Here is a 20,374-nt window from a genome sequence, read left to right on the forward strand (position 1 = left end):
CAGCATTTCTGCACTGGCTCGCCACAAAGTCCCACCGCCACAAGGAACCGGCTCAGCCCGCTCCGCTCCCAACGCCTGGATCAACGCCAGAAACGCTTCTCCTGGCGTTGTGACTGCACACCGCCAAAAGCCCCCAACACCAGACGTACCGCCCCCTCTTCGGCGCTGTCATGCACCGTCATGCCCAATGCCCGATAACGGGCCATCACCTGTGAATGCGGGTGGCCGAAGCTGTTTCCACGACCGCGTGATATCAGCACGGCCTTGGGCTTGAGACGCTGGAGAAAGGCCATCGAGGAGGAACTGCGGCTGCCATGATGGGGCGCCTGTAACCAGTCGGTACTGACCGCCAACGGACTCGCCAGCAAAGCCTGCTCGGCCTGGATGTCGATGTCCCCGGTCAGCAGCAGTCGCTCTCCGTGTGCCTCGATCTGCAGTACACAGGAGCGTTGGTTGCTGTCTTGCGCGTCTGTCCATTGCCAGAGCGCAAAACTCACTCCGTCCCACTGCCAACGCTCACCATTGGGACAACCACCAGCACGCAATTGCGCCGGCAAGCCCTGGGCATCGCCACTCATCACTGAAGTCACCGGCAAACCGTTGAGGATCGCCAAGGCGCCACCGGCATGGTCGGCATCGGCATGGCTGATCAGCATCAGGTCAAGTTCGCGTACGCCCAGCTTGCGCAGCGACGGCAAGACCACCCGCTGCCCCAGGTCGAAATCGCCAAAGCGCGGCCCCGCGTCATACAGCAGGCTGTGATGGCGGGTACGGACCAGGATCGCCAGGCCCTGCCCGACGTCCAGTTGCCAGATTTCGGCGTGCCCCTCGGGCACTCTGGACAATGGCGAAAACACTACCCATGCCACCAACGGCCAACCCAGGGGCCGCAACGGCACACCGGCGGGCAACAACAGCAGCAGGACGCCCAGGCTGCTCAACCCCCAAGCCCAGGGTGCAAGGGTTTCCGGTAACCAGGCTGGCACCCATGTTGCCACCCGCGCCAATCCCTGAAAGAGGATTTCCAGCAGGCCGCCGGCCAGCCATAACAGCGACTCACCCACCCAGGGCAGCGGCAAGGTCAGGGTGCCCAGCAAGGCCAACGGCAACACCATCAGGCTGATCCAGGGTACCGCCACCAGGTTGACCCACGGGCCACTGAGACTGATGGGCAGGCCAAGCGCCAGCAACCAAGGCAGCAGTCCAAGCGCGATAGTCCATTGGGCACGGGTCCAGGTTTGCCAGACACTCCAGCGGCCCAGTCTCCCGGCGAAACAGAAGATCAGCACCGCCACGGCGGCAAAGGACAACCAGAAACCCGCCAGCAGGCTGGCCAGGGGCTCGAACAACAGCACCAGGTTCAGCGCCAACAGCAACGGCCAGGCGACCCCGAGGTGGCGATAACGCAGGCGCCAGAGCAGCACCAGGCCGATCATCGCGCAAGCCCGCCGCACCGGGATACCGAACCCCGCCAACAGGCCGTAAGCCAAGGCTGCAGTAAAGGCCAGACCACAGGCCCAGGGCAACCACGGTTGCTGTCGCGGCCACAGGCCGTAACGCGCCAGCCCCGCCACCAGGGCATAGACCAGCGCGGCGAACAGCCCGATATGCTGCCCGGAGATCACCAGCAGATGCACGGTGCCCGTGTCCTGCAGGATCCGCCAGGTCTCGGCCGCCAATCCCGAACCATCGCCCAGCACCAGCGCCACCAGGGTCGCCGACTGCCCCCAGGCATCGACTTCGCGCAGCCGCTGGCGAATACCGTCGCGCCAGGAGCCCGGGGAGCCAACCAGCAACCGGCCATCCTTGACCGTGCCGGTGGCGCCGATCCGTTGCGCCAGCAGCCAGGCCTCACGGTCGAACCCATGGGGATTGAGCAGGCCGCTCGGTGACTTGAGCTTGACCGCCAGCCGCCAGCGCTCACCGCCGCTGACGGGTGCCCCGCCGTACCAGGCCAGACGCAGGCGCGGCGGCAAGGCGGCGCGCCGGGAGGTTGCACCCTCCAACACGAAGCGTTGCACCGCCCCGTCGTTTTCCGGTAAGCCCACCACCCTCCCTTCCAGCCACAGCGTCTGCCCCTCCAATTCGGGTGCCAAGCGATCTGCCAAGGCCCAGTGTGCCTGCAGGCAGGCCCAACTGAAGCCGAACAGAAACAGCGCAACCGGGTAGCGCCACAGCGCAAAGCGGCGCAACGGCAACAGCATCAAGCCGCACAGCACCAGCCCCGACAACAACCCAAGCGGCGGCAATTGCCCCAGAAAACGCAAACTCAGCAGTCCCAGCGCCAGCGCCAACATCCCTGTGCGCATCTCACACTCCGTGAACTCGTATAGTTCTCGGAATAGCCCGATTGACCGACAGGTGCTTTATCAATTGTCACAAAGTCTGAATCGGCCGTCGGTAGAATCCGGGCATACTGCCCGCTTGAACCGACCGAGAAGCCTTATGCCGCGTCGCCTATTCAAACGTTACATGCCCGACCCGCAGAGCATCCGGGAACACAAGCACTTACGATTTTTCGGCCGGCTGCTCCATGATCCGAACCTCTGGCACCTCAATCGCCATTCGGTGTCACGGGCCATGGCGGTCGGGCTGTTCGCCGCATTGATGCCCATCCCCCTGCAGATGTTGCTGGCGGCGTGCCTGGCGATTACCTGGCGGGGCAATCTGCCGATCGCCGTCAGCCTGGTATGGCTGACCAACCCGCTGACCATGCCGCCGATCTTCTACTGCACCTACAAACTCGGAGCCTGGGTCATGCAGGTGCCGCCGCGCAGCCTGCCGGACGAACTGAGCTGGGACTGGATCAGCGGTCAGTTGTCGACACTGTGGCAGCCATTTCTGTTGGGTTCGGTGCTGTTGGGACTGCTACTGGCCGTCCTGGGTTACTGCCTGACCATGGGCTACTGGCGCTGGTGGGTAGCTCGGCAGTGGCAGCGGCGCCGGGAACAGCGCCGCAATAAGTGAAAACGTGCGGTTGAGTGCCGGTTACTGGCGCATGCCACGTCCGCTGACCAGCAGTCGCGTGCAGCCGAAGTACAGCACCACAGTGGCCACCAACATGAAGCTGATCGCCACACTGATGCGGATATCCGATACCCCCAGAATGCCGTAGCGGAAGGCGTTGACCATGTGCAGTACCGGGTTGGCCAGCGACACGGTCTGCCAGAACGGTGGCAACAGGCTGATGGAGTAGAACACCCCGCCCAGGTAGGTCAGCGGCGTCAGCACGAAGGTCGGGATGATCGAGATGTCGTCGAAATTGCGCGCGAACACCGCGTTGATGAATCCCAGCAACGAGAAGATCGTTGCCGTCAACACCACCACCAGCACCGTCACGCCCAAATGATGAACTTGCAAGTGAGTGAAGAACAGCGACAGCAAGGTCACGATGATCCCCACCATCAAGCCACGCAGCACGCCGCCCAGAGCGTAGCCGATCAGGATGATATGCGGCGAAACCGGCGACACCATCAGTTCCTCGATGGAACGCTGGAACTTGCTGCCGAAGAAACTCGAGACCACGTTGCCGTAGGAGTTGGTGATCACCGACATCATGATCAGACCCGGCACGATGTACTCCATATAGGTGAAACCACCCATATCGCCGATCTGCCGACCAATCAGATTACCGAAGATCACGAAGTACAGGACCATGGTGATGGCGGGTGGCAGCAGAGTCTGCGGCCAGATCCGGATAAAACGGCGGAACTCCCGATAGACGATGGTGTTGAGGGCGACCAGGTTGGCTTGCAGCTCCGAACTCATATCGCCACCTTCGACAGATTTTTTTCCACCAGGGACACGAACAACTCCTCGAGGCGATTGGTTTTGTTACGCAGGCTGAGGACTTCGATCTGCTGCGTGGCCAGTTGGCCGAACAATGCAGTGATGCCCACGGATTTATCGACCTGCACTTCCAGGGTGTGGCTGTCGAGCAGCCGGCTCGAATAGCCGATCAAGGTCGGCGCGACCGTCTGTGCGTGCTTGAGATCGAGCAGGAAGGTCTCGACATGCAGTTGGCTGAGCAACTGGCGCATGCTGGTGTTCTGGACGATGGTGCCGTGATCGATGATGCCGATATTGCGGCACAGCTGCTCGGCCTCTTCCAGGTAATGGGTAGTGAGGATGATGGTGATGCCTTTCTCGTTCAGCTCGGTGAGGAAGGTCCACATCGAACGCCGCAGTTCGATGTCCACCCCGGCGGTCGGCTCATCGAGGATCAGCAGACGCGGCTCGTGCACCAGCGCCCGGGCGATCATCAGTCGGCGCTTCATGCCGCCGGACAGCGAACGTGATGGCACGTCGCGCTTGTCCCATAGGCCCAGTTGGGTCAGGTACTGCTCGGCACGCTCCTTGGCGATTTTCGCCGGAATGCCGTAGTAGCCCGCCTGGGTCACGACGATGTCGAAAGTCTTCTCGAACTGGTTGAAGTTGAACTCCTGCGGCACCACGCCGATGCTGCGCTTGAGCGCGGCCGGTTGCCGGTCCAGGTCGTGGCCGAACACATTCACCGTACCGCTGGTCTTGTTCACCAGGGTCGAGAGAATGCCGATAGTGGTGGATTTTCCGGCACCGTTGGGGCCGAGCAAGGCGAAGAAATCACCTTCGGCCACGTCCAGATCAATACCACTCAGGGCCTGGAAACCGTTGCCGTAGGTTTTGGTTAGCTGCCGGATGGACAGAGCGGAACTCATATCGGACGATGCACCAAGAAGGAGGGGAAAAATCGGGAAACTGCACGAAAACCAACCGCATGGCCGGCCTTCCATAGCCCCGCATAAGGGCACGCCGGATCAGGAACAACAGCGGCGAGCCAGCGATATGGTGCTTGGCTACGCCGCACAAGTACAGCAACCGGCGTTAATAGTACTTATCAGGTCAACGCGGTCATCACTGCACGCTGGTAGGCCGGGCGCTGTTTCAGCCGCTCGTACCAGGCACTCAAATGAGGCAGTGCTGGCCGTTCGATGGGCATTTCGAACCAGGCGTAGATAAAGCTGCCCAGGGGAATGTCACCCATGCCGATTTCCTGGCCCGACAGGTAGGGTTGTTCAGCCAGAGTCCGCTCGACCATGGCCAGCAGCTCACCACAGGTTTTCAAGGCCGCGTTGATGGCGGTCCAGTCCTGCTGCTCGACCGGCGTGCGCAAGACACCCAGGAACACCGTGCGAAACGGTGCAGCGAATGACGACGTGGTCCAGTCCATCCACTTCTCGGCGTGGGCCCGCACCTGCAAATCCGTCGGCGACCAGGCGGAGTGGGCGGCATGCTTGGCCGCCAGGTAGCGGACGATGGTGTTGGACTCCCACAGGACGAAGTCACCATCCTCGATCATCGGCACCAGGCCATTGGGATTCTTTTCAAGGTATTGCGCAGTGTTCACGACACCAAAGGCCCCACCGGCATCGATGGACTCGTAGGACAGCCCCAACTCTTCGGCAATCCACAGTACCTTCCTGACATTCGATGAATTCTTCCGACCCCAGATCTTCAGCATGACGACCTCTCACAGGATAAATGCCGACGCAGTCTACGCCCAATCATCGTCGCTGGCGCGCAACGCGCTTTCGACGAACTCCACCACCGCCGGGTGGTCACTATCGATGAAGCGTCCTGAATGCAGTTAGCTGGATACACACCTCGACGTCCGACTCGCCGGATGCCGGCTAAGCTCTGAAGTGTTTTTGCCCTGTCTCACGGAGGATTGAATATGCTGCTGTTGTGGATACTGGTTCTGCTGCTCGGCGCCGCCTACCTGGCGCACCGGCGCATCGCCGCCCTGCCTGCCCTTGGCGTGGTGGCGCTGTATCTTCTCGCGATGGGGACCCTCGGTCATGCTCCTGGCGGCCTGATGCTGGTGCTCTGGCTGGTACTCGCGGCGGTCGCCGTACCACTCTTGCTACCCGACCTGCGGCGCCGGTTCTTCAGCGCCCCGCTGTTCGCCTGGTTCCGCAAGGTCCTGCCGCCGATGTCCGCGACCGAACGCGATGCCATCGACGCCGGCACCGTCTGGTGGGATGGCGAACTGTTCAGTGGCCGCCCGGACTGGGACAAGCTGCTGGCCTATCCCAAGGCGCAATTGACCGAGGAAGAACAGGCCTTCATCGACGGCCCGACCGAAGAACTCTGCGCCATGGTCAGCGACTGGCAGATCGGCCAGGACATGGATCTGCCCCCCGAAGCCTGGGCCCATATCAAGCAGCACGGTTTCTTTGCCTTGATCATCCCCAAGGAATATGGCGGCAAGGGTTTCTCCGCCTACGCCCACTCCCAGGTGGCGATGAAACTGGCGACCCGCAGCGGCGACCTGGCCTCTACCGTCATGGTCCCCAACTCCCTCGGCCCGGCGGAACTGCTGCTGCATTACGGCACCCAAGCCCAACGCGACCATTACCTGCCACGCCTGGCTCGCGGCGACGACATCCCCTGCTTCGCCCTGACCGGGCCACTGGCAGGTTCCGATGCGGGGGCGATGCCGGACACCGGGGTCATCTGCAAGGGCGAATGGAACGGCGAGCAAGTGCTGGGCCTGCGCTTGAACTGGGAGAAGCGCTATATCACCCTCGGCCCCGTCGCCACCCTGCTTGGCCTGGCGTTCAAGGCCCATGACCCGGACCACCTGCTCGGTGAGCAGGAAGACCTGGGCATCAGCCTGGCGCTGATCCCCACCGATACCCCCGGCGTCGAGATCGGCCGGCGCCACCTGCCGCTGGGCGCCGCCTTCATGAATGGCCCGAACTCAGGCAAGGATGTGTTCATCCCCCTGGACTATCTCATCGGCGGCCGGGACATGCTCGGCAAGGGCTGGATGATGCTGATGAACTGCCTGTCGGTGGGACGTTCGATCTCCCTGCCGGCGGTCGGTACCGGCGCGGCCAAGTTCACCAGCCTGGTGACCGGCCAGTACACGCAGATCCGCGAACAGTTCAACGTACCGCTGGCCGCCTTCGAAGGTATCCAGGAAGCCCTCGCGCGGATCGGCGGCAATGCCTGGCTGATGGACAGTGCACGCATGCTCACCGCCAATGCGGTGGATCTGGGTGAGAAGCCCTCGGTACTGTCAGCGATCCTCAAGTACCACCTGACCGAACGCGGCCGTGAATGCATCGGCCACGCCATGGATGTGCACGGTGGCAAGGGCATCATCATGGGCCCCAACAACTACCTGGGCCGCAGTTGGCAAGGCGCGCCGATCTTCATCACCGTGGAAGGCGCGAATATCCTCTCGCGCAACCTGATGATCTTCGGCCAGGGTGCGATTCGCTGCCATCCGTTTGTACTCAAGGAAATGTCCCTGGCCGCCCGCGAGGACCACGACCAGGCGCTGCAGGAGTTCGACAGCCTGCTGCTGCGGCATATCGGTTTTGCCGTGGGCAATGCCGGCAGCACCCTGCTGCTCAACCTCGGGCTCGGGCATTTCGAGGCGCCGCCGGGCAATCGCCTGAGCCAGAAGTACTTCCGCGCCCTGAATCGCCAGGCAGCGGCCTTCGCCCTGCTGGCCGACCTGAGCATGATGCTGCTCGGCGGCGAACTGAAACGCCGCGAGCGGCTGTCGGCCCGCCTGGGCGATGTGCTCAGCCACCTCTACCTGGCCTCGGCGGCGCTCAAGCGTTACCACGACCTGAACTCACCCGAGGCGCTCGACCCGCTGCTCGCCTGGGCCATGGAGGAAAGCCTCGGCCACGCGGAACGGGCCCTGGACGAACTGCTGCGCAACTTCCCCAGCCGGGTACTGGGTTGCCTGTTGCGGGTCATCGTGTTCCCGTTCGGTCGCCGACATACCGGACCTTCGGACGCCCTCGATGCCGAAGTCGCCGCCGTGCTGGGCCGGGCCAAGGGCGATCCGGCCCTGGAAGCGATCCTCGCCGGCTGCTACCGCCCGCAATCGGCGGACGATCCGGTGGGCGCCTTGCAGCATGCCCACGACCTGCTGCGTGCCAGCCACGACGCGCAGAAAAAACTGCACACGGCGCTCAAGAGCGGCCAGCTTGAGCCAGCGCCCGGGGCATCGGCAATTGACACCGCGCTGCAAGCCGGTGTCCTGCAACCGAGTGAGGCGCAAACCCTGCATGAGGCCGAGACGGCGCGACGCAAGGTGATCGACGTGGACGACTTCAGCAAGGAGGAACTGAGCCCGAGCACCGGCAAGGTGCGCTAACGCTGCACAGGTCTGGCGACGTCCCGTCCGTCGCCGCACCGAGCCCAACGGGACAACAGGCGTGCGGAGCTTTATACTCCCGCGCCTGTTTTTGTTCTTGAGGCCCCCGCCATGTCCAACGTACTTGCCGATCACCTGGTCCTGCTCGACCACCTGCGCAGCATCCTGGTCGCCGTCGGCGAAGCCGAACAGGTGCCCGAGGAAAGCCACGCATTGTTCCTGGAGCGCTTCGATGAACTGCGTGCACAATTGCCAGTCGACCCTATCGAAAGCCAGTACCTGGGCCAGGACCTGCTGTGCCAGGTGATCCAGCGCTACCCGCAGATCGCTCATCTGGTGCCACGCGACCTGCTGTGGTTTTTCGGCGGTGACTGCCTGCACTACATGCCCGACGAGGAACTGGAGCTGTACCAGACCCTGGAAGAGCGCCGCTACGAAGCCGAACAGAACGACGAGCCCTTCGACTGGAACCAGGAAAAGCAGTTGCTGGCGCTGTCGGAACAGGGCAGCAAGCACTGATCCCGAGCCCCCGGTAAAACCCATTTCTGTGGTTTGACCCGCGCCTGCAGGAGCAGGGCTTGCCCGCGAAGAAAACACTGCGGTCTTTCAGGCAGATCGCATCATCGTTCTTCGCAGGCAAGCCCCGCGCCTACAAAGTCTGGGACTGCGTTGACTTCAGCGTCGGCTCCCGCGCCAGGCACTCCACCAGGTAGTCGATGAACACCCGCAGTTTGGGCGACTGATAAGGTGTGGGTGGATACAGCAGCCACAAGCCGCCATGGTAGGACGCTAGAAAGGTCCAGGCTGGCAACACCTGCACCAGCAGCCCCTGCTCCAAGGCATGCCGCGCCGTGAAATACGGCAGGCTGCCAATCCCGATATGCTGCTGCACCGCGTCCAGTCGCACCCCCGTGTGATTGGCGGCATAACGACCGCGCACCGCGACCGTCAGCGTCTTGCCGCCCCGCCTGAATTTCCAGCGCGCATCGTTGGGCGTGTCCCCCACGTAGATACAGCTGTGGTCGAGCAGATCGTGGGGATGCTGCGGCGTGCCATGCTCGGCCAGGTAGTGCGGAGTCGCGCACAACAGGTGCTCGATGGGCATCAATTGACGCCCCACCAGACCGACGGGCGGGTGATCGGTGATGCGCAGAATCAGGTCGACATTATCCTCGATCAGATCGACGGGCCGGTCTTCGAGGATCATCTGCACATCGACCTGTGGATAACGTCGCAGGAACGCCGGCATGTACGGGTGCACCACGAAGCGCCCTACTGCCTTGGGCACACTGACCCGCACCAGGCCTTGTGCCTCATCGGTGTACTGACCGCTGATTGCCATGACCGAGCGGGCGGCATTGACCATCTCCCGGCAACGCCTGAAGGTTTCCTCGCCACTGTCGCTCAGACGTAGTTTGCGCGTGGTGCGCTGTAACAGCCGGGTCGCCAGGGCCTTTTCCAGACGGGCAATCGAGCGGCTGACCGCCGACGGTGACGAACCCATCTGGCGGGCCGCTTCGGAAAAACTGCCTGTTTCGACCACCTTGACGAAAATCGCCATTTCACCGAGCAATGCCAGCGGCGGATTGATGCTCATGACGCACAGGTCCATTGAGATTTGAATGGATTATCACAGGTTCTGGCCATTTTTATACTGGCCATCGACAAGGTAGATCGCTGGCACAGCCCAACGCCACACCCTCTGACGACACAGAAGAAAGCCTGCCTATCGGTGATCTCAACCTCCGTCTCTCAATGACCTGCTCTCCTGGAAACCGTCATGTATTCCCAGTACCTCCATGAATTCATCGCCCTGGCGACCATCCACTTTATCGCCGTGGTCGCTCCCGGCCCGGACTTTGCCGTGACCATCCGCCAGAGCGTGCGCTTCGGCCGGCTGGTCGGGCTACTGACCGCCGTCGGTATTGGCGCAGGCATCTCGGTGCACGTGCTGTACACGCTGCTCGGCGTCGGCGCACTGATGCACAGTGCGCCCTGGCTGCTGCCTGTCGCCAAGCTCATCGGTGGCGGTTACATCCTTTACCTGGGCATCAACCTGCTCAGAAGCAAACCGCAGGCAGCAACGACGGACATTGCCTTGCAACCAGCAGACAATGCGTCACGCCAGGGCCTGCTGAGAGCCTTCTCGACAGGCTTCCTGACCAACGCCACCAATCCCAAGGCCACGCTGTTCTTCCTGGCGATTTTTACCACGGTGGTCAGTGCCTCGACACCGCTGCCGATCCAGGCGTTCTATGGCCTGTGGATGTGCGGCGTCAATGCGCTCTGGTTCATTTTGGTCAGCCTGCTGTTTTCCAGCGAACGGGTGCGCCTGGCCTTTCTGAAAATGGGTCACTGGTTCGAACGCAGCATGGGTGTGGTGCTGATTCTGTTCGCCGGAAGACTGATGCTGTCGTTGTAGTCACTGCTCAACCGTTGTGGCAGGTCAGTGATGCAGCCCGAAGCGACCAGCCGGGCGTTCACTCTCATTAGTTCCTTAAAGGCAGACAGTCTTTATCAACCACGATGATTTACCCGCTGCTTTTACTTTATGTAATTTAAAATATTCAGAAATATTCGAAACCGAAAACTTAAAAAATATAATGATAACCTCGTCAAGACACGATAAGCCGATAAAGCCGAAAACATCCCCTACACCACTCTCTCGCCTGTATCTATACAGGACCTCAGCGCAACCCCGCGCCCGAGGATAAGACTCTGCAATTGGGCCGATCTGCTATATTCAGAGATCAGGCGTAGTTGAAGAAGTGCCAATGACCCTTATGCGGTATGAATACCGTGTTGAATCTGTTTACCAGATGTTCAACATTGCGTTCCTACACGTGCCGCAGACAGTCAACGCTTTCTTGCAGAGATCAGAGCATCCATTAAAAGGAGCAATGAACATGTTTACGCTACACCTGCCCAAAACCGCCGCCCTGGCTGCCAGCCTGTTTTTCTGTGCTTTCAACACGGCTTACGCCACCGAGAGCAACAAATCTCAAGTCATAGAAGGCGAACGATTCAAACATGGATTTGCCGATATCAACGGTATGCGAATGCATTATCTGATTGCAGGCGACGGGCGAAAGCCGGTGTTATTGATACACGGTTTTCCGGGAGACTGGAGAAACTGGAAGCTGCTGATGGGACAGTTGGTCAGTCAAGGTTACACAGCCGTGGTTCCAGACTTTCGCGGTGCCGGTGAATCGTCCATTTCGCCCACCGGCTACGATAAGAAAACCATGGCCCAGGATATGCGCGCACTCATGAACAGTCTCGGCTTCAAGGAAACGGCGATCGTGGGTCACGATATAGGTACCAATATTGCCTATCTGTATGCAGCGCAGTTTCCGACCGAGGTCAAAAAACTGATACTCATGGACTCTTTCTTGCCCGGCATTCCTGGTTGGGAACAAGGCTATGATGGCCGCCCGGGCAAGTGGCACTTCCGATTCTTTGGCGATACGGCCTTGCAGTTGATAAAGGGCCGTGAGCGTATCTATGTGGATATGTTCTGGAATGACTTTGTCGTGCCTGGCAATCCCTCCGTCCCCGAAGTCGACAGGGACGCACTGGCCAAGGGTTACGCAAGACCAGGGCGGATGGAAGCGGCATTTGCGCTTTACTCGACATGGACGACAAATGACGCACCTGACAATCAGGCATACGCCCGACAAAAACTCGAAATGCCAGTCCTGTCGATCGGTGGCGAGTATTCGCGCGGCAAAACCCTGGCAGAGCAGATGCCGCAGATTGCCGAACATCCTCAATCCCTGATCATAAAAAACAGTGCGCATTTTGTGCTGGAAGAGAAAACCGAAGAAACCCGCACGGCGATTCTCAACTTCTTGAAGGATTAGCCTGAAGGCCTAGCCGACTGCCGGGTCGCGCGTTACGCCCTCAAATAACGCGCACGAACAAAAACGCCGCTCATCATTGAGCGGCGTTTTCATTGAATATGGAGCGGGAAACGAGACTCGAACTCGCGACCCCGACCTTGGCAAGGTCGTGCTCTACCAACTGAGCTATTCCCGCAAATGGCGTCCCCTAGGGGACTCGAACCCCTGTTACCGCCGTGAAAGGGCGGTGTCCTAGGCCACTAGACGAAGGGGACACGCTACCCGGAACACATGGTGTGTGTTTCGGTGTCCAGTATCACATCCGAAGACCTGACTCTGGTTTCACTCAGCCACGCCCGAAAGCAAGACTGTTTAAAATTGGAGCGGGAAACGAGACTCGAACTCGCGACCCCGACCTTGGCAAGGTCGTGCTCTACCAACTGAGCTATTCCCGCATTGGCGTCCCCTAGGGGACTCGAACCCCTGTTACCGCCGTGAAAGGGCGGTGTCCTAGGCCACTAGACGAAGGGGACACACTACAACATTCACTCCCGGCCGCGTTACGCTGTGTGCTTTACGCTGCAAGTGGCGCGCATTCTAGGGACGGATCGGGAAGTCGTCAACCCCCAACGATAAATTTATTTAAATCAATGACTTCGCCCCGGTTCACGGCCCTTTTGGGGCCAACCTCGCGTCTCTGGATTGACGCCTGTATTCTGGCGCTCGACAAGACGCTATAGTCCACCGCCACAAATAGTGGCAATGTGCATATATCCTTGGAAAAGCACGTGGGCGCCGTGCAATACATCAATCAACCCTATCAGCCCTAACGCCAAGCCACTACACTGATTATGCATTACACCTTGAAGAGGTCTTAACGGTGACACCACTCATGATCACCCTGCTGGTCGCAGCCGGGATCTTTCTCCTGATCGGCATTGGCTTCCTCAACCATATGGCTGAGAACAGCAAGCTGGAAAAGGCTCGTCTCAAGGTCGAACTCAGTGACCGCCTGCGTCGTTGCGGGGAACTGACCGAAACATTCCCAGGCCAGTTCATGAGTCCAGGACTCAAGCTGCTGCTCACGCGCCTGGAACTCAATGCCACCCAGCGCCTGCTGAACATGGATAAAGGCAACGACCGCCTCAAGGCCCGGGTCGCCGAACTCAGTGGCCTGGTTGCCCAGGGCGAATCGATCCCGGTCAATAATCCACCCGGCCCGATCCAGACCGAAGCCAAGGCCAAGGATGTACGTTTCCTGTTGGAAGCCCTGCATGGTCAGATCACCCGGGCGGCGCAGGAAGGTTTCCTGCCAGCCAACGAAGCCAAGCATTGGGTTCGTGAGGTTCGCCATATCCTGGTGCTGTTGCATATCGAGTTCTTCAATAACCTCGGTCAGCAGGCTCTGCAACAGGAACAACCGGGACAAGCCCGCCTGGCCTTCGAGCGGGGCGCACAGTACCTGCGCAAACAGCCGGAACCGGCGGTTTATGCCGAACAACTGCAACTGATGGAAAAACTGCTGGCTCGGGCCAATGCGCTGGTGCTGGCGACGACCAAACCGGCTGAAGATGATGTGAACGAACTGACCCAGGGGCTCAAGGAAGTAGACGCTGACTGGAAGAAGAAGGCCATTTACGACTGAGGCTGATTTCTGCGGGGCGGGGTCAGATTCAGAAAAATCAGCTCATAAAAAAGGACACGCTTTGACGTGTCCTTTTTTGTGCCTCGAGCAAATGCCCGAAAGGCATCAGGCTACCGGATTCAGCGGCTTTTCCGGGTACCAGACGTCCAGCAGCGGGCTGACTTCAACCGAGGTCAGTTCGCTACGGGACTTGAGCCATGCCTCAACGGCAGTGCGCTGCTCTTCGGAAACCGAGCCACGCTTGATCAGGCAGACCAGACCGAAGTCGTCGCCGCCGACGTAACCAAGACCGTTGGCTTCCATGGCTTCTTTCAGGAAAGCGTCGAGGAAAGTGTCGATAGCCTCTTCACTCAGGTCTTCTTTGAAATCCAGGTTCAGCTCGAAACCCAGCTCCTGAAACTCATCAACGCACAGCTTTTTGCGCAGACGCCGGGAACGGTTGGTCGCCATGAAAAAATCCTCAAAAATAATAACGGCCGGCACTTTAGCAGTTTAAGGGCACAATTGCCCGGATCTATGCGCAGCACCGACCGAACGGCAGGAAAAAATCGCGCAAACGCCATAACCGGCTAGCCCCCACTGGCACCCGCCTGATGCATAATGCCGTCACTTTCATGAGCGTTGAGGGCTTTTTCATCCATGCCCTCGTATTTCCCCCTCGGATGTAGGGCTTTATTTCATATGATCAAATCTTTGCGCCCATTGGTACTCGCCAGTCTGCTGTTTCCTGTGGCACTCCCCACTTACGCCGCTCCCGTCAATACCACCCTGTCCCCCAAAGTCCAACAAGCGATCAAGGCCAACAAGCTGCAGGATGACGCCTTGTCGCTGGTCATGCTACCCCTCGACGGTCCCGGCACACCGACGGTGTTCAACGCCGACGTGTCGGTGAACCCGGCCTCGACCATGAAGCTGATCACCACCTACTCCGCCCTGGAAATGCTCGGCCCCAACCACCAGTGGAAAACCGAGTTCTACACCGACGGAACCCTGAGCGACGGCATTCTCAACGGCAACCTGTACCTCAAGGGCGGCGGCGACCCCAAGTTGAACATGGAAAAACTCTGGCTGCTGATGCGCGACCTGCGGGCCAACGGCGTGACCCAGGTGACCGGCGACCTGGTGCTCGACCGCAGCTTCTTCGTGCCCCCGCAACAACTGCCGGAGTTCAACGACGACGGCAACGACGAAAACCGGCCGTTCCTGGTCAAGCCCGATGCATTGCTGGTCAACCTCAAGGCATTGCGCTTCGTGGCCCGCAACGATTCGGGCAAGGTGCTGGTGTCGGTCGAGCCACCGATCGCCAGCATCCGCATCGACAACCAGGTCAAGGTAATCAATGCCAAGCAGTGCAGCGGCGACGTGCGCTACAACCCGGTACCGCAGGCCGACGGTTCGACCCTCGTTACCGTCAGCGGCCAGTTGGCCGAGGGCTGCAGTTCCCAGACCTACCTGTCGCTGCTCGATCATCCGACCTATACCGCCGGTGCCGTGCGCGCCATCTGGCAGGAACTGGGCGGTAGCATCCAGGGCAAGGACCGTCAGGACGTGGTGCCCAAGAACGCCAAACTCCTCGCCCGCGCCTTCTCGCCGGACCTGACCGAAATCATCCGCGACATCAACAAGTACAGTAACAACACCATGGCCCAGCAGTTGTTCCTCAGCCTGGGCGCGAAGTTTCGCAACGAGGCCGACGGCGACGATGCCAAGGCCGCCCAGCGGGTCATCCGCCAGTGGCTGGCACAGAAGGGCATTACCGCGCCGCACCTGGTGATGGAAAACGGTTCCGGGCTGTCCCGTGCCGAGCGCGTCAGTGCCCGGGAAATGGCGAGCATGCTACAGGCGGCCTGGAAAAGCCCTTATGCCGCAGAGTTCATCAGTTCGCTGCCGATCACCGGCCTGGACGGCACCATGCGCAAGCGCCTGAAGCACACGGCGATGTCGGGCGAGGCGCATATCAAGACCGGCACCCTGAACACGGTTCGGGCGATTGCCGGCTTCAGCCGCGACAGCAACGGCACGACCTGGGCGGTGGTGGCGATTCTCAACGATCCGAAGCCATGGGGCGCCTCATCGATACTCGACCAGGTGTTGCTTGACCTGTATCGCCAGCCACGGCCAGTCAGCTCCGCCGAATAACCGCCGCGCCCCTTGTGGGAGCACGCCGCTCCCACAAGCCTGACCGCCGCCAGGGCACAACATTCCAGGCGGATCGTCAGGCCTGCTCCAGCACCACCCGATCCCGGCCATTCTGCTTGGCCGAGTACACCCCCGAGTCCGCGCGCAACAAGAGCGCATCCGCGCCTTCGTCCGCCCGCCAACCGGCGATACCAAAACTGGCCGTTACCTGCCCCACCCGCTCGAACGGCGTGGCGCGCAGCTCGTGCCACAGTTCCAGCGCCAGGGTCGCGGCCTGGCCGGCGTTGGTGTCGGGGCACAGCACCATGAATTCTTCGCCACCCAGCCGGCAGAACACATCGGTGCGCCGCAGGCGATGATTGATCCGCAGGCACAATTCCTGAAGTACCCGATCACCCTCGGCGTGGCCGTATTGGTCGTTGATGCGTTTGAAATGATCGATATCGAGCATGATCACCGCCAGGCTCCCGCCCCCACGCTGGGCCCGCGCCAGCTCGGCCAGGAGCCGCTCCTGGAAATAGCGCCGGTTGTAGATGCCGGTCAGCGAATCGGTAACCGACAAGGCCCGTAGCTCCTCCTCGACCCGCTTGAGGTCGGAGATATCCGAGAGATAGCCGTGCCAGAGCACCTCGCCCGTGGACAGTCGCTCGGGCGTGGCCTCCCCACGCAACCAGCGCAGGCCGCGCAAGGGCAACACCACGCGGAACTCCTCGCGCCAAGGGCTCAACTGCGCGGCGGACATCTGGATCGATGCCCGCAACGACTGCAGGTCATCCGGATGCACGCGGGCGAACGCCGGTTCAGCATCCTCCCGCAGACGCTGGATATCGACCTCGAAAATGTCTCTCGTGCCGGCGCTGGCGTAAACGAAATATGCGCTGCCATCGAGATTGAGCTGATACTGATAAATACTGCCGGGAATGTGCGCACCGAGCTTTTCCAACAGCCGGTCACGTACCTGCAACTGCGCGGTCCGCTGTTGCACCAGACGCAAGGCACGCTGGCGTTGACTGACCAGGTTGTACAGCAAGGCGCTGAGCATCAGGCTCAACAAACCACCCAGCACCACCAGACTGATCACCGAAGAGTGATTGGCCTGCATGAACGCCTCGCTGGGGCTGATGGTCACCTCATAATCGCGGTCGGCCAGCCGCAACAGACGAACAGCAACCAGCGCACTGTCCACGGGCGGATTGGGCGACTGGTACAACAGCGCGTTTTCGCCTTCGGTCGACATGTCGAGGATACGCATCGACAGGTTGTCCTGGTCCGGCGTTGGTAAACCATCGGCCACCAGTTGCCGCATGCTGATCACCGCCAGTACATAACCGAGCGGCCCCGGTTGCGGCTGCCCGACGGCTGCGGACATGACCACCGGCGCCACCAGCAACGCACCCCGATCATAACCCGGCTCGACGCCCACCAGATTCAATGGCTGCGAAATAGCCATGACACCCGAATCGTGAGCACGCTCCAGGGCCTCCCGACGCAACGGTTGCGCCAACAGATCGTAGCCCAGCGGCGAGCCGAGAGGGCTCTGGGTCTCGCTGTAGAGCACCGGCACGTACTGGTCACGCACGCTCGCCAGACGCAGGTTCCCCTGGGCATCCAGCTCACGAATGGCAAAATCATCCAGGCCCTCGGCCCGTACCCGTTGTTCGAACAGTGCCCGTGCGTTGCCACCGACCCGTGGCGCCCAGCCATAGGCCTGGGTACGCAACAGCAACGGCCGGGCATAACCGGCGAACTCGCGACGCGAGACACTATCGGAATTGATGAAGAACCGTCGCAGGCTGTCGAGACGCTGTTCCTGATCCTCGAAACGCTCCTCGATACGGCTGAAACGCTCACTGGCAAGCAGTTCGAAACGCTGTTGCAACTGGCGCCGGGAAAGATCACGAGTGCCCACGGCCAGCAGCAGCGTCAACAGCCCACCCAGCAGCAACACCAGCATGGCGACCAGCCAGGCAGAGGCCTCTTCGCTGATAAAGCCAAGAATCTTGGGGCGTACGGCATGCGACGACATAGGCGACAACTCATCACGCCGGTGTGTTTACATCACTTTGGCTTGGACTGAGTTATAGCTATTAGCCAGCAGATTAGCCAGTCCGAAAAACCTCGGAGCCCACAAAAAACAGGACTCCGAGGCCACTGATGAATCAGCGGGCGGTGATCTTCCAGGCGCGGTGGATTTTGCTGTTGCGGGCAAAGTCCGGGTCCAGGGTCTGGCCGCTGATTTCCTCGACGGCGTAACGTGCGGTGAGGTTCTCTTCCAACTGGAACTTGCGGAAGTTGTTGGAGAAGTACAGCACGCCACCCGGTGCCAGACGGGCCATGGCCAGATCGAGCAGTTGCACATGATCACGCTGAACGTCGAATACCCCTTCCATACGCTTGGAGTTGGAGAAGGTCGGCGGATCGATAAAGATCAGGTCGAACTCGTCGCGATTGCCTTCGAGCCAGGCCATCACATCACCCTGCTCCAGCCGGTTCTTGTCGGAGAAACCGTTCAGCGACAGGTTGCGTCGCGCCCAATCCAGGTAGGTTTTCGACAGGTCGACACTGGTGGTGGTGCGCGCACCGCCCTTGGCCGCGTGCACACTGGCGGTCGCGGTGTAGCAGAACAGGTTGAGGAAACGCTTGCCGGCCGCTTCCTTCTGAATCCGCAGGCGCATCGGCCGATGATCGAGGAACAGGCCGGTGTCGAGGTAGTCGGTCAGGTTGACCAGCAGCTTCACCCCGCCCTCATTGACCTCGGTGAACTTGCCCTGGGCGCCCTGACGCTCGTACTGGCGGGTGCCACTCTGGCGCTCGCGGCGCTTGATGATCACCCGATTCTTGTCGACGTTGAGTGCCTGGGGAATCGCTGCCAGGGCATCGAACAGCCGGGCCTGGGCCTTTTCCGGATCGACCGACTTGGGCGCGGCATATTCCTGGACGTGCACCCAGTCATGATACAGGTCGATCGCCAGGGCATATTCCGGCATGTCGGCATCGTAGATCCGGTAGCAGTCCACGCCTTCGCGCTTGGTCCACTTGCCCAACTGCTTGAGGTTCTTCTGCAGGCGATTGGCAAACATCTGCCCGCCTTCGCTCAAGCGCGCCGGTTCGCTGGCCGGTGCCGCGATCGGGGCTTCTTCGCCAGCTTCGACCAGGTCACGCTCGGCCTGACGCTGCTCGGCCGTGCGGCGTTCGCCGGTGACAAACTGATCGGGGCTGACCTTGATCAGCAGCAGCTTGCACGGCAAGGCGCCGTTCCAGAAGGCATACTGCTTGTGGCTGCGAATGCCCATGCGCTTGCCCAGGTCCGGGGCGCCGGTAAACACCGCCGCCTCCCAGTTCAAGCAGGCCTGACGCAGACGTTCGCCGAGGTTCTGATAGAGATACAGCAGGCTCGCCTCGTCACCCAGACGCTCGCCGTACGGCGGATTGCAGATCACCAGCCCCTTCTGGTTCTGGTCGGGACGCGGTTCGAAGGTTCCGACCTCGCCCTGGTAGATCTTGATCCAGTCGCTCAGGCCCGCGCGCTCGACGTTGTTGCGACCTGGCTGGATCAGCCGCGGGTCGGCTTCATAACCGCGAATCCACAGCGGTGGCTTGGCCAGGCCGGCTTCGGCACGGGCCTCGGCCTCGGCATGGACCTTTTTCCACACGGCCGGCACATGCCCCAGCCACGCGTCGAAGCCCCAATGGATACGGTTGAGGTTAGGTGCGATGTCGGCGGCGATCATCGCCGCTTCCACCAGGAAGGTCCCCACACCGCACATCGGGTCGGCCAGGGCGCCGCCTTCGGCGGCAATGCGCGGCCAGCCGGCGCGGATCAGCACGGCAGCCGCAAGGTTTTCCTTGAGCGGCGCCGCACCTTGCTGCAGGCGATAGCCGCGCTGGTGCAGGCTGTGCCCGGACAGGTCGAGCGAGAGGATCGCTTCGCCACGGTCCAGGCGCAGATGGATACGCAGGTCCGGACTGACCTTGTCGATGCTCGGACGGGCGCCGGACGGCGTGCGCAGCTTGTCGACAATGGCATCCTTGACCTTGAGCGCGCCGAAATGAGTGTTATCGATACCCGAACCATGGCCGCTGAACTCCACCGCCAGGGTGCCATCGGCCAGCATATGGTCCTGCCAGTCGACATCCAGCACGCCATGGTAGAGGTCTTCGGCGTCCTTCATGGCAAAACGCTTGAGCACCAACAAGACGCGGTTAGCCAAACGTGACCAGAGGCACAGCCGGTAGGCGGTCTCCATGGAAGCCTGGCCGCGAATGGCCGAGGTGTGCTCCCGCGCCTCCTCAAGGCCAAGCCCGATGGCTTCCTCAAGGAGCAGGCCTTCAAGACCTTTGGGACAAGTGAGGAAGAGTTCGTAACGATCCGACATGGGAATTCCAGGGCCTTGAGCAGTCAATGAACGGGCGACGCATCGCCCGCTCGGTTTCGATCGAGCACTTTTCTCGAAGAGTGCTCGTGTGGCGCACCATTACGCCGTTCCACCCCGACTGATTCCATCGCCCGGATGCTTGAAAAAACAGGGGGCAAATGAAATTGAACGCCAGAGCAGTTCAATCTTTCCGTAACAAAAAGTCACATCG

Annotated in this window: 15 protein-coding genes and 4 tRNA genes; 7 read left to right on the top strand and 12 right to left on the bottom strand. The window is 60.9% G+C overall.

Annotated elements, in window-relative coordinates:
* Positions 1-80: 80 nt before the first annotated feature.
* Positions 81-2,309: a DNA internalization-related competence protein ComEC/Rec2 gene (locus BLU37_RS28080; protein WP_090210719.1), complete on the bottom strand. Its 2,229-nt coding sequence runs from the start codon at positions 2,307-2,309 to the stop codon at positions 81-83.
* A 136-nt stretch (positions 2,310-2,445) separates the two neighbouring features.
* On the opposite strand from BLU37_RS28080, the gene BLU37_RS28085 reads away from it, so the two are divergent.
* The gene (locus BLU37_RS28085; protein ID WP_010448852.1) at positions 2,446-2,967 is read left to right on the top strand and encodes a DUF2062 domain-containing protein; all 522 of its coding nucleotides are present in this window, start codon (positions 2,446-2,448) and stop codon (positions 2,965-2,967) included.
* Between the two features lie 21 nt (positions 2,968-2,988).
* Here the strand turns inward: BLU37_RS28085 and BLU37_RS28090 are convergent, their stop codons facing one another.
* The 3 genes from BLU37_RS28090 to BLU37_RS28100 all read right to left on the bottom strand — a co-directional run bounded on the left by BLU37_RS28090 (position 2,989) and on the right by BLU37_RS28100 (position 5,500).
* Entirely contained in the window at positions 2,989-3,768 is a 780-nt protein-coding gene (locus BLU37_RS28090; RefSeq protein WP_010448854.1) for an ABC transporter permease, read from the bottom strand.
* Positions 3,765-4,697: an ABC transporter ATP-binding protein gene (locus tag BLU37_RS28095; protein WP_010448856.1), complete on the bottom strand. Its 933-nt coding sequence runs from the start codon at positions 4,695-4,697 to the stop codon at positions 3,765-3,767. Before BLU37_RS28095 ends, BLU37_RS28090 begins: the two co-directional genes overlap by 4 nt.
* Positions 4,698-4,876: 179 nt before the next feature.
* Complete coding sequence (locus BLU37_RS28100; protein WP_090210721.1) at positions 4,877-5,500, bottom strand: glutathione S-transferase family protein; 624 nt, start codon at positions 5,498-5,500, stop codon at positions 4,877-4,879.
* Positions 5,501-5,713: 213 nt separating this feature from the next.
* Between BLU37_RS28100 and BLU37_RS28105 the strand changes: the two genes are divergently transcribed.
* Together BLU37_RS28105 and BLU37_RS28110 are read left to right on the top strand one after the other, a co-directional pair.
* Positions 5,714-8,161 carry an acyl-CoA dehydrogenase gene (locus tag BLU37_RS28105; RefSeq protein WP_090210724.1) on the top strand — a complete coding sequence of 816 codons (2,448 nt, stop codon included), beginning with the start codon at positions 5,714-5,716 and terminating at the stop codon, positions 8,159-8,161.
* A 111-nt stretch (positions 8,162-8,272) separates the two neighbouring features.
* Positions 8,273-8,680 (top strand): PA2817 family protein, encoded by a 408-nt coding sequence (locus BLU37_RS28110; RefSeq protein ID WP_090210727.1) that lies wholly within the window; start codon positions 8,273-8,275, stop codon positions 8,678-8,680.
* Positions 8,681-8,810: 130 nt separating this feature from the next.
* Here BLU37_RS28110 and BLU37_RS28115 read toward each other — a convergent pair whose 3' ends face one another.
* A complete protein-coding gene (locus tag BLU37_RS28115; protein ID WP_090210728.1) occupies positions 8,811-9,758 on the bottom strand; it encodes a LysR family transcriptional regulator in 948 nt (315 codons plus the stop codon).
* Positions 9,759-9,941: 183 nt separating this feature from the next.
* Here BLU37_RS28115 and BLU37_RS28120 point away from each other — a divergent pair, with 183 nt between their 5' ends.
* Positions 9,942-10,583 (top strand): LysE family translocator, encoded by a 642-nt coding sequence (locus BLU37_RS28120; protein WP_090210730.1) that lies wholly within the window; start codon positions 9,942-9,944, stop codon positions 10,581-10,583.
* Positions 10,584-11,067: 484 nt separating this feature from the next.
* Complete coding sequence (locus BLU37_RS28125) at positions 11,068-12,024, top strand: alpha/beta fold hydrolase (RefSeq protein WP_090211023.1); 957 nt, start codon at positions 11,068-11,070, stop codon at positions 12,022-12,024.
* A gap of 99 nt (positions 12,025-12,123) precedes the next feature.
* Here BLU37_RS28125 and BLU37_RS28130 read toward each other — a convergent pair.
* The 4 genes from BLU37_RS28130 to BLU37_RS28145 form a co-directional block, all read right to left on the bottom strand.
* Positions 12,124-12,199: transfer RNA gene (locus BLU37_RS28130), tRNA-Gly, on the bottom strand.
* Positions 12,200-12,202: 3 nt separating this feature from the next.
* Positions 12,203-12,278, bottom strand: a tRNA-Glu gene (locus tag BLU37_RS28135).
* 104 nt (positions 12,279-12,382) lie between these two features.
* A tRNA-Gly gene (locus BLU37_RS28140) sits at positions 12,383-12,458 on the bottom strand.
* A gap of 2 nt (positions 12,459-12,460) precedes the next feature.
* Positions 12,461-12,536: transfer RNA gene (locus BLU37_RS28145), tRNA-Glu, on the bottom strand.
* 359 nt (positions 12,537-12,895) lie between these two features.
* Between BLU37_RS28145 and BLU37_RS28150 the strand changes: the two genes are divergently transcribed.
* On the top strand, positions 12,896-13,648 hold the full coding sequence (locus BLU37_RS28150; protein ID WP_090210732.1) for a hypothetical protein: 753 nt from the start codon (positions 12,896-12,898) through the stop codon (positions 13,646-13,648).
* Between the two features lie 105 nt (positions 13,649-13,753).
* Here BLU37_RS28150 and BLU37_RS28155 read toward each other — a convergent pair whose 3' ends face one another.
* On the bottom strand, positions 13,754-14,098 hold the full coding sequence (locus BLU37_RS28155) for a YggL family protein (RefSeq protein WP_010448874.1): 345 nt from the start codon (positions 14,096-14,098) through the stop codon (positions 13,754-13,756).
* 231 nt (positions 14,099-14,329) lie between these two features.
* Between BLU37_RS28155 and dacB the strand changes: the two genes are divergently transcribed.
* On the top strand, positions 14,330-15,787 hold the full coding sequence (dacB, locus tag BLU37_RS28160; RefSeq protein WP_010448876.1) for a D-alanyl-D-alanine carboxypeptidase/D-alanyl-D-alanine endopeptidase: 1,458 nt from the start codon (positions 14,330-14,332) through the stop codon (positions 15,785-15,787).
* A 76-nt stretch (positions 15,788-15,863) separates the two neighbouring features.
* On the opposite strand, the gene BLU37_RS28165 is transcribed toward dacB, so the two are convergent.
* Complete coding sequence (locus BLU37_RS28165) at positions 15,864-17,813, bottom strand: sensor domain-containing diguanylate cyclase (RefSeq protein WP_090210734.1); 1,950 nt, start codon at positions 17,811-17,813, stop codon at positions 15,864-15,866.
* Between the two features lie 133 nt (positions 17,814-17,946).
* Positions 17,947-20,163, bottom strand: a complete 2,217-nt coding sequence (gene rlmKL / locus BLU37_RS28170) for a bifunctional 23S rRNA (guanine(2069)-N(7))-methyltransferase RlmK/23S rRNA (guanine(2445)-N(2))-methyltransferase RlmL (RefSeq protein WP_090210736.1) — start codon at positions 20,161-20,163, stop codon at positions 17,947-17,949.
* Positions 20,164-20,374: the final 211 nt, after the last annotated feature.

The sequence above is a fragment of the Pseudomonas asplenii genome, from assembly GCF_900105475.1.
Taxonomy (GTDB): domain Bacteria; phylum Pseudomonadota; class Gammaproteobacteria; order Pseudomonadales; family Pseudomonadaceae; genus Aquipseudomonas; species Aquipseudomonas asplenii.

Excerpts from the sequence above, each read along its gene's own strand:
- BLU37_RS28150 (WP_090210732.1), top strand. The coding sequence starts at position 12,896 with ATGATCACCCTGCTGGTCGCAGCCGGGATCTTTCTCCTGATCGGCATT.
- BLU37_RS28085 (WP_010448852.1), top strand. The coding sequence starts at position 2,446 with ATGCCGCGTCGCCTATTCAAACGTTACATGCCCGACCCGCAGAGCATC.
- BLU37_RS28090 (WP_010448854.1), bottom strand. The coding sequence starts at position 3,768 with ATGAGTTCGGAGCTGCAAGCCAACCTGGTCGCCCTCAACACCATCGTC.
- dacB (WP_010448876.1), top strand. The coding sequence starts at position 14,330 with ATGATCAAATCTTTGCGCCCATTGGTACTCGCCAGTCTGCTGTTTCCT.
- BLU37_RS28095 (WP_010448856.1), bottom strand. The coding sequence starts at position 4,697 with ATGAGTTCCGCTCTGTCCATCCGGCAGCTAACCAAAACCTACGGCAAC.
- BLU37_RS28155 (WP_010448874.1), bottom strand. The coding sequence starts at position 14,098 with ATGGCGACCAACCGTTCCCGGCGTCTGCGCAAAAAGCTGTGCGTTGAT.
- BLU37_RS28120 (WP_090210730.1), top strand. The coding sequence starts at position 9,942 with ATGTATTCCCAGTACCTCCATGAATTCATCGCCCTGGCGACCATCCAC.
- rlmKL (WP_090210736.1), bottom strand. The coding sequence starts at position 20,163 with ATGTCGGATCGTTACGAACTCTTCCTCACTTGTCCCAAAGGTCTTGAA.
- BLU37_RS28105 (WP_090210724.1), top strand. The coding sequence starts at position 5,714 with ATGCTGCTGTTGTGGATACTGGTTCTGCTGCTCGGCGCCGCCTACCTG.
- BLU37_RS28100 (WP_090210721.1), bottom strand. The coding sequence starts at position 5,500 with ATGCTGAAGATCTGGGGTCGGAAGAATTCATCGAATGTCAGGAAGGTA.
- BLU37_RS28110 (WP_090210727.1), top strand. The coding sequence starts at position 8,273 with ATGTCCAACGTACTTGCCGATCACCTGGTCCTGCTCGACCACCTGCGC.
- BLU37_RS28080 (WP_090210719.1), bottom strand. The coding sequence starts at position 2,309 with ATGCGCACAGGGATGTTGGCGCTGGCGCTGGGACTGCTGAGTTTGCGT.
- BLU37_RS28165 (WP_090210734.1), bottom strand. The coding sequence starts at position 17,813 with ATGTCGTCGCATGCCGTACGCCCCAAGATTCTTGGCTTTATCAGCGAA.
- BLU37_RS28125 (WP_090211023.1), top strand. The coding sequence starts at position 11,068 with ATGTTTACGCTACACCTGCCCAAAACCGCCGCCCTGGCTGCCAGCCTG.
- BLU37_RS28115 (WP_090210728.1), bottom strand. The coding sequence starts at position 9,758 with ATGAGCATCAATCCGCCGCTGGCATTGCTCGGTGAAATGGCGATTTTC.